The sequence below is a fragment of the Pseudanabaena cinerea FACHB-1277 genome, from assembly GCF_014696345.1.
GTDB lineage: Bacteria > Cyanobacteriota > Cyanobacteriia > Pseudanabaenales > Pseudanabaenaceae > Pseudanabaena > Pseudanabaena cinerea.
In genome coordinates, this window is the sequence record NZ_JACJPY010000015.1 from 20,921 (window position 1) to 34,227 (window position 13,307).

Annotated in this window: 11 protein-coding genes; 3 read left to right on the forward strand and 8 right to left on the reverse strand. The window is 44.7% G+C overall.

Annotation, left to right across the window (positions count from 1 at the left end):
* Positions 1 to 23: 23 nt before the first annotated feature.
* From sufD to H6F44_RS07115, 3 genes are all read right to left on the reverse strand, one after another.
* A complete protein-coding gene (gene sufD / locus H6F44_RS07105; protein ID WP_190350257.1) occupies positions 24 to 1,409 on the reverse strand; it encodes a Fe-S cluster assembly protein SufD in 1,386 nt (461 codons plus the stop codon).
* Positions 1,409 to 2,191: a Fe-S cluster assembly ATPase SufC gene (gene sufC, locus H6F44_RS07110; RefSeq protein ID WP_190350258.1), complete on the reverse strand. Its 783-nt coding sequence runs from the start codon at positions 2,189 to 2,191 to the stop codon at positions 1,409 to 1,411. Before sufC ends, sufD begins: the two co-directional genes overlap by 1 nt.
* Positions 2,192 to 2,545: 354 nt before the next feature.
* Positions 2,546 to 4,690 (reverse strand): ATP-binding protein, encoded by a 2,145-nt coding sequence (locus tag H6F44_RS07115; protein WP_190350259.1) that lies wholly within the window; start codon positions 4,688 to 4,690, stop codon positions 2,546 to 2,548.
* 375 nt (positions 4,691 to 5,065) lie between these two features.
* On the opposite strand from H6F44_RS07115, the gene H6F44_RS07120 reads away from it, so the two are divergent.
* Entirely contained in the window at positions 5,066 to 5,581 is a 516-nt protein-coding gene (locus H6F44_RS07120; protein ID WP_190350260.1) for a TIGR02652 family protein, read from the forward strand.
* A gap of 78 nt (positions 5,582 to 5,659) precedes the next feature.
* On the opposite strand, the gene rseP is transcribed toward H6F44_RS07120, so the two are convergent.
* Complete coding sequence (gene rseP / locus H6F44_RS07125) at positions 5,660 to 6,748, reverse strand: RIP metalloprotease RseP (protein ID WP_190350261.1); 1,089 nt, start codon at positions 6,746 to 6,748, stop codon at positions 5,660 to 5,662.
* Between the two features lie 287 nt (positions 6,749 to 7,035).
* On the opposite strand from rseP, the gene H6F44_RS07130 reads away from it, so the two are divergent.
* Entirely contained in the window at positions 7,036 to 8,565 is a 1,530-nt protein-coding gene (locus tag H6F44_RS07130) for a YcjF family protein (RefSeq protein ID WP_206754444.1), read from the forward strand.
* Positions 8,566 to 8,653: 88 nt separating this feature from the next.
* Here H6F44_RS07130 and psaK read toward each other — a convergent pair whose 3' ends face one another.
* The gene (psaK, locus tag H6F44_RS07135) at positions 8,654 to 8,929 is read right to left on the reverse strand and encodes a photosystem I reaction center subunit PsaK (RefSeq protein WP_190350263.1); all 276 of its coding nucleotides are present in this window, start codon (positions 8,927 to 8,929) and stop codon (positions 8,654 to 8,656) included.
* Positions 8,930 to 9,132: 203 nt separating this feature from the next.
* A complete protein-coding gene (locus H6F44_RS07140) occupies positions 9,133 to 10,269 on the reverse strand; it encodes a hybrid sensor histidine kinase/response regulator (protein ID WP_190350264.1) in 1,137 nt (378 codons plus the stop codon).
* A 426-nt stretch (positions 10,270 to 10,695) separates the two neighbouring features.
* On the opposite strand from H6F44_RS07140, the gene rpsF reads away from it, so the two are divergent.
* Positions 10,696 to 11,067 (forward strand): 30S ribosomal protein S6, encoded by a 372-nt coding sequence (gene rpsF / locus H6F44_RS07145; RefSeq protein ID WP_190350265.1) that lies wholly within the window; start codon positions 10,696 to 10,698, stop codon positions 11,065 to 11,067.
* A gap of 111 nt (positions 11,068 to 11,178) precedes the next feature.
* Here the strand turns inward: rpsF and H6F44_RS07150 are convergent, their stop codons facing one another.
* Together H6F44_RS07150 and H6F44_RS07155 are read right to left on the reverse strand one after the other, a co-directional pair.
* The gene (locus tag H6F44_RS07150; RefSeq protein ID WP_190350266.1) at positions 11,179 to 12,054 is read right to left on the reverse strand and encodes a Cif family virulence factor; all 876 of its coding nucleotides are present in this window, start codon (positions 12,052 to 12,054) and stop codon (positions 11,179 to 11,181) included.
* 243 nt (positions 12,055 to 12,297) lie between these two features.
* Entirely contained in the window at positions 12,298 to 13,287 is a 990-nt protein-coding gene (locus tag H6F44_RS07155; RefSeq protein ID WP_190350267.1) for an FkbM family methyltransferase, read from the reverse strand.
* Positions 13,288 to 13,307: the final 20 nt, after the last annotated feature.

A 13,307-nucleotide genomic window follows, 5' to 3' on the forward strand; every position in this document is an offset into this window, starting at 1 on the left:
GCATAGCCATTTGGGAATTTGTTTTAAATGGTTTTTGTCTTTTCTAAAACAAACTGACCTAGCGATCGCTGGATTGACACCACGGGGATGTAATTAATCGCTTCGGCGGCAAAGGCATAGGTAAGCAGTTTGGCGGCACTCTCCGCATCGATCGCCCGACTTTGTAAATAAAAGATCTCATCGGCATCAAGCTGGCTGACGGTTGCACCGTGAGCGCATTTGACATTATCCGCAAAAATTTCTAGCTGCGGTTTGGTATCCACCCTTGCTTGGCGCGATAGCAATAGGCTGCGGCTAAGCTGCGATGAATCGGTTTGCTGTGCCAACTTAGCAACCTGAATTTTGCCATTGAATACGGTACGCGATCGACCATCGGCAATACATTTATGCAACTGCTGGCTAGAGCCATAGGGATAGTTATGGGCGATGCAGGAATGGGTATCGGCAAGGCGATCGCCATCGGTAAGAGATAGACCAGTAAGGGAAGTTTCGGTCTGCTCTGCCATTTGCTGCACTAGCAAATTGTGGCGGGACAGCTTTGCCCCTAAGCCGATCGCCTGATTTTTGTAGGTGCTATTTCTTGCTTGGGCGATCGCGGTGGTGCTGATATGCACCGATGCTGCCCCCTGCCACTGCACTTTTGTATGGTTAACTTGAGCGCCTTCCGCCAACCAAATTTCGGTAACGGCATTGGTGACATAGACTTGATCCTCAACGCCGACAAAGCTCTGCACTAGGGTGAGACTGCTGTGATTTTCGGCAACCACTAAACAACGGGGTTGGGTGATTAAGGTTTCTTGACCAGATGCGGGCGCGGTGATGAATATCACTTGCACAGTAGCTTCAATCACAAGATTTTTAGGAACGATAATAATCGCCACATCGTTGATACTAGCTGTATTGAGACTGGCGAAATAGTCTTGGGTGTCGGGGTGCTGGGCAAGGTGCGATCGCAGTTTTGGCAAGATGAGATCGTCAAGGGTGGTCAAAGTGCCAACTACTAGCCCCTGAGCGATCTGGGAATAGTCCGATAACTCTGGGCTGTATTTGCCATTGACAAACACAAGGCTAGAGCCGATCGCTTCGGGGGCGCGGTGTTGCGCCAATAGAGCAATAGCTGCCTGCATATCAACAGGGCGATCGGCAAAGCTAAGCTCTCCCAAACCCGATATATCGGTATATTTCCACTCTTCGTCCTTGGTGGTGGGGAAGGTCAAAGCACGCAGGCGATCGCTGGCAGCTTGCCGCAACTCCGCCACCACCGCAGGGGCAATCTCAGCACTCAACCCCATCACCTGCGCCGCAAACTGCTGACCATTGACAGCCCGCTTACTGCGAATACTTGCCGCACCCTTGAGATCTTGGGCATCAACTAATTCAGAAACCGATTCAGAAATTGGAATAGTCATTATGCCAACACCGCCTCTTCTTCCTTCAGCCAGTCATAGCCTTTTTCTTCCAATTCCAAAGCCAAATTCTTATCACCTGTCATGATAATGCGCCCATTTTCCATCACATGGATAAAGTCTGGAATGATGTAATTTAGCAGCCGTTGATAATGGGTAATTACCAGTGAAGAATTTTGGGGGGTTGACAGCTTATTCACACCATTTGCCACGATTCTGAGGGCATCAATATCTAAGCCCGAATCTGTTTCATCAAGGATCGCCAAGGTAGGGTCTAGAATCGCCATCTGCAAGATCTCGTTACGCTTTTTCTCGCCACCCGAAAATCCTTCATTAACGCTGCGGCTCAGAAATGAAGGATTCATTTCCACAATTTCTAACTTCTCTTGGATAAAATCATCAAAATCGATAATATCCAGTTCCTCCAATCCTTGATGTTTGCGAAGATTGTTATAGGACAAACGCAAAAAGTCAGAATTAGTTACCCCAGGAATCTCCAATGGATATTGAAATGCTAGAAATACACCTTCCCTAGCCCTAACTTCAGCTGCTAGTTCTAAAAGGTTCTGCCCCTTGTAAATCACTGCGCCGCCTGTGACGGTGTAGGCAGGATGCCCAGCTAATATTTTAGAAAAGGTACTCTTTCCTGAGCCGTTGGGACCCATAATTGCATGGACTTCACCCGCTTTAATTTCTAGGTTCAGCCCTTTCAAAATCTGGACTCCATCCACATCCGCAGTCAAGTCCTTGACCGCTAAAATTACTTCACTATTCTCGACAATCATCTCTTTTCTCTTAACAGTTGCTTAATATTGTACAGTAGTTTGATGAAGCTACGCAAACTGCCGCCCTGCTCCTGATTGGGCGCTGCACATATTCATTTTGCACATATTCATAATGTTATTGGTAGGGGCAATCCCTCCGTGGTTGCCCGAATCCCTCCGTGGTTGCCCGAATCCCCCCGTGGTTGCCCGAATCCCTCCGTGGTTGCCCGAATCCCCCCTTAGTTGCCCAAATTCCTACGGGGGTAGGCACAGGGGCGCGACCCCTACATCTAATAATTTTTTGTTTTGCAGCCGTTTCATTATGAATATATGCAACGCCGCTCCTGATTGACTGACAGAAGCATAAGGGAGTAATCAGTCAAATGCTTTGGGTTGCAATAAGGGAATGTCGATGATAAATTCTGTTCCCTTGGTCAATTCTGAATTAAATGACAGCTTGCCATGATGCACTTCAGTCACAATCTGATAGGAAATCGACAACCCTAGCCCAGTCCCTTTGCCCACAGGCTTGGTGGTAAAAAACAGGTCAAACAGGCGATTACGAATATTGTCTGGTACACCATTGCCATTATCGGCAACCTTAATCAGCAGGCGATCGCCATCTTGCAATTCAGTTTTAATGACAATCTGAGAGACTTTACCATCGAGACGCACCCATTGGGGGCGCTCGCTAATAATTTGCCAAGAGCCATTGTTTTTAGCATCCTCATCTAAGGCATCAATGGCATTGCCCAAAAGATTCATAAACACTTGGTTGAGTTGCCCTGCATAGCATTCTATTGGAGGTAAATCTCCATAGTGCTTTTCCACCAGAATTTCAGGACGCAGGCAAGAGGCTTTGAGGCGACTTTGTAAAATCAGAAGTGTGCTATCAATCCCCTCATGAATATCCACAAACTTACAGCCCTCCTCATCACTACGGGAGAATTTATTCAAAGACTGGACAATTTTTTGAATCCGTTCTGCGCCAAGGCGAATGGAACTCACCAGCTTGACAAAATCCTCCGTCAGAAAATCAATATCAATCTCCGTCAATTTTTCGGCGATCGCCTCTGTTGGCTCAGGATAAGTCTGTCGGTACATTTCCACCAGACCCAACAATTCTTTCGTATAACTATCAGCATAGGACAAATTGCCATAGATAAAATTTACAGGGTTATTGATCTCATGGGCAATACCCGCCACAAGCTGCCCTAGTCCCGACATTTTTTCCGCCTGAATTAGTTGCGACTGAGTGCTTTTTAGCTCCTGCAAAGCTAGTTCGAGCATTTCCGCCTGTAGGCGATATTTCTCCTCTGAAGCCCTGACTAATGCCTCCGAAGCTAGGCGTTCTGTAATATCGCGCAGACTCCATACCCGCCCCGCACAGCTATCAAAAATATGTTGCGGTTGCGAGTAACATTCTAAAGTGCGCCCATCATCTAGTTGCACCACCTCAAAGCTATTTTGGTCATCTTCTAACCCCTTGCCAAAGGTATGTAAATATTTCGCCGACTTTACCCGTTTAGCCACATATTTCAAAATGTGGGAATCATCATGGGATGAGAAAATTCTTTTGGGAATTCGCAATAAATCCACAAATTTTTGATTGCAGATGATGATATTGCCGATCGCATCGAGTACCAAAATACCATCAGCCGTTGCCTCTAGGGTTGCGCCCAAGGCGGCAAAGCTTTTATTGATTTCCGCCTCTGCTGCCTTGCGATCACGAATATTCGTACAAACATAGGTGGAACCAACCACTGTCCCCATATGATTTTTAACAGGATTGACCCGCAAAAATACAGGAATGGCTTGCCGATAGCGATCGTACATATCCAATTCACTTGACCAATTACCGCCATGCATCACCGCGTTATGAATCGCCTGTGCGATCGCTTCATTGGCAAACAGCCTGATAAACTGTGATGAATATTGCAATTCCCGCAGCTCATAGGCAAACAATTCGTTAAATGCCAAATTTAAATAGATTGGTTGTCCCCTTTCATCAGTAATACATACAGCATCATTAGCACTTTCTAAGGCTGTCCCCACCTTATGAAAAGATTCTTCAAAATGCTCACGCTCCGCAATCTCCTGTGCCAACTGCTGTTGGAGTGATTTGACATCCTGCGTAGGACTCAGCGCTAATACGATGCCCCCCGTTGAGCCATCGTCACTATACCAAGGCTGCACCTGTAACTGATAAAGTTGCAATAGGCGATCGCGATTTTCTAGCTCCACCTCAGCGCTATATCGCATTTGTCCACCACTCAAGCACCGTTCTAGGGCATGGCGATGATTAAGGGCGATCGGCAAAGAATCGTAAATACCAGTTCCGATCAATTTCAGCCTTGGTACACCTAACAACTTAACCCAAGCTTGACTAACCAACACATAACGCAAATTGCAGTCCAACATGGCGATCGGCACAGGACAAAAATCCACAAAGCAACGCAGATATTTCTCTGCGTAGCTGACTCGCGACTCCCACTGTGTTTTAAGATTGGTCTTTGCCATGTAGACCTTGCATTAAAAAAATATTGAAATTGACAGCAACAGCATCACCAGGCAGAGACTCTGACCAAAATTACTGCACTGCGACAATTGTAATGGCTTCCAGATTTTTAGATTGTGTCATCTGAACCAATAATCAAGATTTTTCATCCTCAATGCCACCTCAAGTCAATAAGACTGTCATTATGTACAAACAAGTCAAACTACAGCCAATTGAGGTTTAACTTGTCCAGAAATATTTTGTCCAGAAATATTTTTGAAAGCAGTGCTTTGCGCCGCGCCGTCTAATCTTTAACTAGGAAGGGAGTATATACTGAGAAACGTCCAGAGATTAGCACTTAACTCATATCCAGCGAAGTTTGCTCAATCCCTGTTGTAATGTTTTTTAGAGTAAAACCAACAGCTAATAACACTGTGTCACAATATCCTATTTTTGGCTCCGAGATTAAGTGTCCCCATTGTCAAGAAACTATTCCCGCCCTAGTCTTAACTGACACCTATCTCTGCCCAAGACATGGCGCATTTGAAGTATCCACCAACAACCGCGATCTCGTCCATCTACAGTCCGATCGCCAATGGCGGCTGTGGGATGATCAATGGTACAGACAACATAACCACCCCGACGGCATTCGCTTTGAGATCCATGAACACATCGATCAGCTCTATACCCAAGGATATAGAGCCATCAAAGTCATCATAGCCGATCGCTACAGCACCATCGTCAAACCCTACCTAGAATCTAGCGACAATGACCCTGACCAATTGCGCCTATATGGTCTAAGCGTGGAGTTTAGCCCACCTGAGACCGAAGAGCCACGCTGGGGAGTGATCAATTTTGAGATTGAAAAAGAGTTGGGCAACCACAAGGCATACTCTTACTTTCGCTCTATTTGACAGTAATTACAAGGCTTGCAAGGCTTGCTATTGTGGTGTGTCAGATCGGCATTTTTTGCATATTCACAACTCTTGCATTTACAGAGGTGAAATGCCACTTTGCTGGATCAGATTGAAGGAATCCTTAAAAATCATCACCACACCCAAACCTAATAACAACACCAAACCACCCTGCATTACGTTATTTTGAAACTCCTCTGGCAGTGGCTTACCACCGCGCAGCGCCTCGATCGCCAAAAACACTAATTGACCACCATCTAAGGCAGGCAGGGGCAAAATATTAATAATTGCCAAATTGATGCTAATAATTGCTGTGAAATCAAACAAAGCTGCCGCATCCGACTTAACCAACTCCGAACCCATCGCCACGATCGCCACAGGACCAGACAACTGCGAAGCCGTATTTTGGAAATTGGTTGCCAACTGTCGCAACCCTTGGACTGTCATCACCACCAATCGCTCAAAGCTCTGAGTGGCACTATCAAAAGCTTCGCCAAGATTACGCACAGCGCGGCGATGGGGCTTACCCGTAAAGTCTAAGCGCACTCCGATTTTGCCTTTACCCGCCGCTCCATTAGGCATTACCGTCAGATCAATTAACTGCTCCCCACGCATGACCTGCAAATCCACCTTTTCGTTTGCATTCTTAGCAATTAAGCTTTGAAATCGATCTAGAGTGGTCAGGCTCGTATCAAATTTAATGCCATTAGCCGATAAAACCACATCCTCAGCCTGTAAACCTGATATCGCGGCTGGAGCATTAGGTTCCAAAATTTTGGTGATCCTGACCCCTGGTTGATCGACTGAGCCAATGCCAACGCTCAAGGTCATGACTAGCAAAACCAAGTAAGCGAATACAAAATTGGCAATTACACCCGCACTAATCACGATCGCCCGATCAAAGATAGGACGATTTCGCATGAGGTTAGGATCGTCTAGGGGGATATTGCTCTCCTCATCATCGTCAGGAAATCCCACATAGCCCCCAAGGGGAATCGCGCGTAAGGCATACTCAGTTTGCTTGCCCTGATATTTCCAAAGTACAGGGCCAAAACCAATTGAGAAGCGATTGACATGGATGCCTTGAATGCGGGCAGCCATAAAGTGACCGAGTTCATGTACCAAAATCAAGATTGCCAGAACAGCAATGGCGGGCAAGGCGGACATAGGCTTGATGAGAGACTGTTTATGATTCAGAGATGCGATCCTAACACATATTGAAAATACAGCGTTTAGCGCTAACTTAAAACCCAGCAGATTTTTGGGAAGTGGTACTTTTCAAAAACCTTCTATAGATGAAATCGGCTTAGAGGTTCCCTATAAGCTATATAATCTTGCTTATGATTTTTGTTTGTAATTTTTGTTTGTAATTTTTGTTTGTAATTTCTAGCTTAAATTTTCGGCTTAATTCTTGGCTTAATTTTTGTTTCTAGGCGTAAACGTTGAATTGAATGTTGAATTTTACCCCCTCTTGGTCTCGTCAAAAAATCTGGTTAGGTGTCGGGATTGCTGGTGCGGCGGCGATCGCCAATGCTTTGTTTGGTCTTGAGCATGATTGGCACTTGCTCAGCATAATGACAGTGGCGGCGGGAGGATCACTGCTATTAGTCAACGTTAGGCGAAGTTGGGCGAATGTAATTGAGCAACCGCAGGAGCATAGTCGTGATGCCTTGGCGCGAGAATTGCAACGGGTGCAGCAACTTAGTCTGAAAATTGGAGATGAGGATCTGCGGACACAGGTGCAAAATAGGGCGGCAGCGATCGCCCTTAATCTTCAGAAAAACCATTTTCAAATTGTGGTATTTGGTACAGGTTCGGCGGGGAAAACCTCTGTCATTAATGCTTTGCTTGATCGTGCTGTGGGTAAGACCGATCCTGCCATTGGCACAACGAGCGCCCGACAGGAATATCGCTATTTAGATCATAATCAAAAATCAAATCAAAAATCAAATCAAAAATTCAAGCGTCAAATCTCGCTGGTGGATACTTCGGGCATTCAAGAGATGGGGCAGTTGGGGCGGCAGCGTGAAGGGGTAGCAATTCAAGATGCTCAAAATGCCGACCTCTTGGTATTTGTGACAGCAGGGGATTTGACCAATACAGAATATCAAGAGCTAGAAAGGCTGGCAAGGCTGGGGAAGCGGTTGATTTTAGCATTTAATAAAACTGATTTATATTTGCCAAGCGATCGCCAGTTAATCCTTGAACAGTTGCAAAATCACACTAAATCTTTTTTGCAGGCGATCAATATTGTTGCTATAGCTGCTAAGCCGAATCCGATCAAAGTGCGTCAATATGCCAATCCTGATCTTGGCAACTTAGGAATTACAGAACTCGCTCTTCAAGAATGGTGGGAAGAGCTACCTGCTGATGTCATGAGTTTAAAAGAACGCATTGAGTCCATTCTTTCTAATGAATGGGAAGATTTATTAATTCAGAATACACATTTGCAAATTGCAGGTTTATTGCAAGAAATTGAATCAGCGATCAACCAACAGCGCCGCCAAGATGCCAAGGTGATCATTCAACGCTATCAAGCGATCGCTGCCACTACGGTATTTGCTAATCCGATTCCTGCCCTTGACCTATTGGCAGGAGCCGCCATCAATACACAAATGCTCATGGATCTGGCAAAGGTGTACGAGCGTCCGCTCAATTGGTCACAGGCTCAGCAGTACGCCATGATTATCGCTCAGAATTTATTGCAGCTAGGCTGTGTGGAGGTTGCCACCTCAGCGATCGCGACTTGTTTTAAGGTGAATGCTCTTACCTATGCGATCGGTGGCTCGATGCAAGCGTTTACTGCTGCCTATCTCACCCATATCGGCGGCATGAGTTTTGTGGAATATTTAGAAACACAACCCCAAGCGATCAGCGTTGATAACCAAACATGGCAAAATATTTGCCAAAAAACCTTTAGTGGCTTCAAAAGCGATCGCTTTTTCATGAATTTGGTGAGCAGTCTGTCATTCTCTCAAGCTTAGTGTATGTTTGAAAGTGGCGCTTCGCACCACTTTCAAACATACTTCAAAAACATTGCTATACTGCTAAAAGCCTCAATAGGCTTTACAATTACAACAATCCAGCTTGAGCCAAGCCCAAAATTAGACCAGCGCCAAGTATATGCCCGAAGCTAGTAATACCTAATAACTCAGGTAAACCAAATCCAGCAAATAGCCCTGGCAACTGAACGGGCAAACTAGGTCCAACACCCTTGACTTTAATGCCGTAGCGACCGACAACCAACGCAAACACATTGGCAGTGATCATGATTAGGGCTACGTTGAATGACCAAGTTGGGGTTGTGGGTACTGCCGCAGCGAGTAAATTGAGGTTTAAAAGAGTCATAGTTTAGGTCTAATTACTTATAAAAAATTATTTTCATTATCCTATGGTTCAACTAGCACAATAACCAGTTGTTCTTAAGTTAAATTCATCAAACTTTGTAATTATTTACAGATTAACCTAAAAATATTGGCGCTTTTAGTTGAGCATGGCATAGAAAAAGCTAGGGCAATTCATGAACTGCCCCTGCCTTTCTATGGCTGCATTCATTTGAGAGCCGCAGTGGCGCTTGGTAAAACCACCGTGAATTTTGTCCCCACATTCACTTCACTTTCCACAGTCACCTTGCCCTGATGCGCCTCGATCGCCTGCTTCGCAATATATAGCCCCATGCCCAACCCCTTGACATGACCTACATTCTCAGCGCGTAAAAATGGCAAAAATAAGTTTTCTAAATATTCGTTAGGAATGCCAATGCCATGATCGCTAATTCTTAGGGTTAGGTGCTGACGTTCGCAGGTCAAATCCACATCCACAGTACCGCCATCATAGGAGTATTTAACCGCATTAGAGACTAAATTCATGACAATATGCCACAGCAATTTCTTATCGATTCTTAGTTTTTGACATTGACCATGACTATGAAATTGAATCTTGCATTTACGGCTATTTTCATCGTCCTGCAAGCTTTCTACCAACTGCTGACAATAGGCGATCGCATCCACATCTTCAGGATGAAAGGGGAATTTACCTGAATCAGAACAAGAGATAAACTTAATTTCTTCTAGTAGCCAGTTGATATCTTTGATTGCTGATTGAATTGAGGCGAAATTTTTGGCGCGGCTTTCCTTAGTTAATTGATCCTCAAAATTTTGCAACTTCCAAATCAACAGTCTTATTACGGACATAGGGGTTGAAAACTCATGGGAAGCCATCGCCAAAATACGCGATTTTAGATGATGCAGTTCTTTTTCTTTGAGAAGTGCCTCTTGCAAAATTTGATGCTCGCGATATTCTCTCAGGGCAATATTAATAGCCACATTCACCTCCGCATAGCGCAGGGGCTTCGTAAAGTACCCATAGGGAGAGGTGGCAAGGGCTTGGGCTTGGGTTTCAGGATCACTAAAAGCAGTTATGTAAATAATGGGTACTTGGATAATTTTCTGGATCTCGTGAGCCGCAGTGATGCCAAAGTCTGAACCTCTTAATTTGATATCCATTAAGATAATGTCAGGAATTTGCTGATGAATTGCGGCGATCGCCCCATCTGTACTATCAACAATCTTTAGAACCCGATAACCTAACTCGCCCAAAACATCAGAAAGCGCATGGGCTGTCACTAGCTCATCTTCAACAATTAAAACATTAGCAATGACTTTATTCTCAATTACAGTTTTTAGCATTTGGGGTTATATTTTCTTACTTTCTGGTGCTGAACATATTCGCAAGTCAAGATTTTTATGTCAATATTATATCATGATCAAGAATAAATAAAGACGATTGTTACTTGCTGTTAATCTATTTTTAGGATTTAATAAAGTTTGCCCGATGCAAAGTTTGTAAATCTGAAAACATTGCAGTGGGTGTGGGCTGATCTTCTGTATAGTAATTTTCACAGAGCGCCTTGCATTTACTTAAAACCCAGAAATATCTTTAAAATGGCTTCTATACTACTGAAAGCCTCAATAGGCTGGGATTTGGAAATGTGACTTACAAAGTGATTCGCAAATATTTTTGCTGTAGATAGTCACGCTCAGGTTATAATGACAGATCCTTGCTTCTGTGTTCTATGCTTAGAAGCCAACTAATGACCGTAAGGAAATAACTAAATGACTGTCAAACGTTTGTACGAAACCATGTATATCTTGCGTCCCGACCTGCCCGATCAGGAAATTGACGCAGCGATCGCTAAATATCAAGATTTCTTAGTACAGCATGGCTCTGAAGATCTCACGGTGCAACACCGTGGCAGACGCAGACTTGCTTATGACATCAAGGGACATCGCGAAGGTATTTATATTCAAGTAAACTATAGTGCTATCCCTAGTACCATTGAGAGTCTAGAAAAGACCATGCGTCTTGGTGATGATGTGATTCGTTACTTGACGGTCAAATTGGAGCCAGAAGCTGTTGAGGAAGATTTGGATGCTGAAATTCCTAACGCTGAAGATGTAGTAGTCACTGAAGAAGTTGCCGCTTAGCAAAAGTGCAAAGGCTTAGCCTTTGCACTTTTGCTTTAACTACAGTTCTATGAATTGACAACCCAATAAAGCAACAGCATAGCTATTGCTTTATTGGGCTTTATTGGATTTTTATAGTGTCTGACGATTGTCATTGCGGGGGCGGACACGGGTGGGGGTAGTATCTGGCTCTGGCAAAGGTGTGTATTGATTGCCAGTAAAATCACGGCTCACCCGTAAGCGTTGACTCGCGATTGTGACACCCGACTCGCGGACTAGCACCACCGAAATCCAGCGATCGCCCGATTTAAAGGGCGCTTGACCAATTTTAAAGACTCCGCCAGCCCTGAGAGGACGCAAATTAATCGTATTTTCATTCAATAAATTTTTGGCATCCACTGCCTCCTCGATCGCCGCCCCTAACAACAAACCTGTTCCCAAGGGTTCCGTCACGATCGCATCAAGGACATATTGCCGCCCGACACCGATCAACTCAGGCATATTTAGCTGTACCGATGGTGGAGCCTCTCCCGAACTCAAGGATGACTGCTCAGACAAAACCTGTTGAGATACCACCTGCAACTGACCATTCACAGATTTATAGGTTTGGGTCGTGACCATGCGCCCATTGAGCTTGAAGTCATCGCTTTGATCCCCTTTCTTGCCCTGAATCATCGTGATCGTTTCCGCAGTGATCAAATCCCCCTGCTTCTGCCACTTAGAAATTTCTGTCCGATAACTAATATTGGTATAGCTCTGCCACAACTCTCGGAGCGCTTTTTTGTATAGATCGCGGTTCAGCCCATCGCCATGACTAAAACTAGGCGCATAATATTTCATCACTGCTTCAATATCTTGGGCGCTTGCGGCTCGGTCTAAAGCCGCCACAACATTTTCTAGCTCGGCAGGAGCTGGTTTAGAAGATTGAGCCGCCAAGGATGCAGGCGCAAAGGAAGCAAGGGTCGTAACTGCGACGGCGGCAATTAGCCAATTAATTTGTTTTAACATCCGTAACCCTCATCAAAAACTTTTGCAGATCGCTGGGGATTACCATTATTTTGTCACAAATTAGGCAATCTCTTTAGCTTTGTCTATCTTAGTTTAGTAATTCGACTTTTGAAGCCAAGATTTGTAATTTGCAACAATTTTAGGTTTTTTGTGCATCATGAGCCAAGGGGGTTTTGCTAGGTAGCTCATGAATACACTAAAAACCGAGAAAGCTATACCACCCGCGATCGCCGCGATCGCAGTTTAAACAATCATCACATTGCGCTGCTGACTGGTGTTGAGATTTTCTAAAGGATAAAGAAGATCCCATTCATGCAATTCTGCGTAATGCTTATAGCCTAGTTCGAGGAGCAGTTGTTTGAGGCGATCGCCTGTCGCCCCTGCGGCTTTGAGGCTATTGGGATGCACCTCAATGATCAACTTGGGCTTGAGGGATGTGATCATTTGCCTTGCACCTTCTAAAAATACACATTCGCTACCTTCCACATCTAGTTTAAGCATTACCCTCCCCGTGAAGTTTTGCCAATCGACCAACTGATCAAAACGGCGTAATGGAACCTTAATCGCATTGTGATCATGGGTGGCTGAATGTTCGGGAAATATACCTGCTGAGCCAGATGTGCCAATGGGAACTAATAGTTCAATTTCACCGTCGCGATCGCCTACCGCTAGGTTATAAATATGGAACTTACATAAAGCATTGGCACTTAAAGACTTTGCGATCGCCTTTGCTAGTCTTGGCTGCGGCTCTACCGCAATCACCAAGCCATCTGCACCTAACAATTTGCTGGCAACGATCGCAAAACTACCATGATTTGCCCCCACATCTAAAAAAGTATCCCCTTCCTTAAGCAAATGTGATAGCACGGCTATGTCAGTATCGCGTTCAGACAATTCATTTACCACCTGAAACAGCCGCATATCTGTGGGATTGAGGAACACGCGATAGTTAGTTAGTTCTAATTCAAGATCGCGGTCGGGATAAAATCTCGAAAAAACCTTTGAGATGAACCGAAATAGTCCTCTACCCCCCTTGAGATAATTCTGCTTTGTCAGTTGGAAGTATAGATGACTATACCAACCAAAAATTTGATATGGAAGCGGTAATTGGGTAGTTAAAGTGGAATTAGAGAGCCATTGTAAAACAGCGCGGTCATACAGCCAGTCGTCAGGTTGTAGGCGATCGCTTGCATTGGCATGATGATCAAATTGATTGGGAAGGTTAGTAATCATCTTGCTTTGATAGGTTTCAT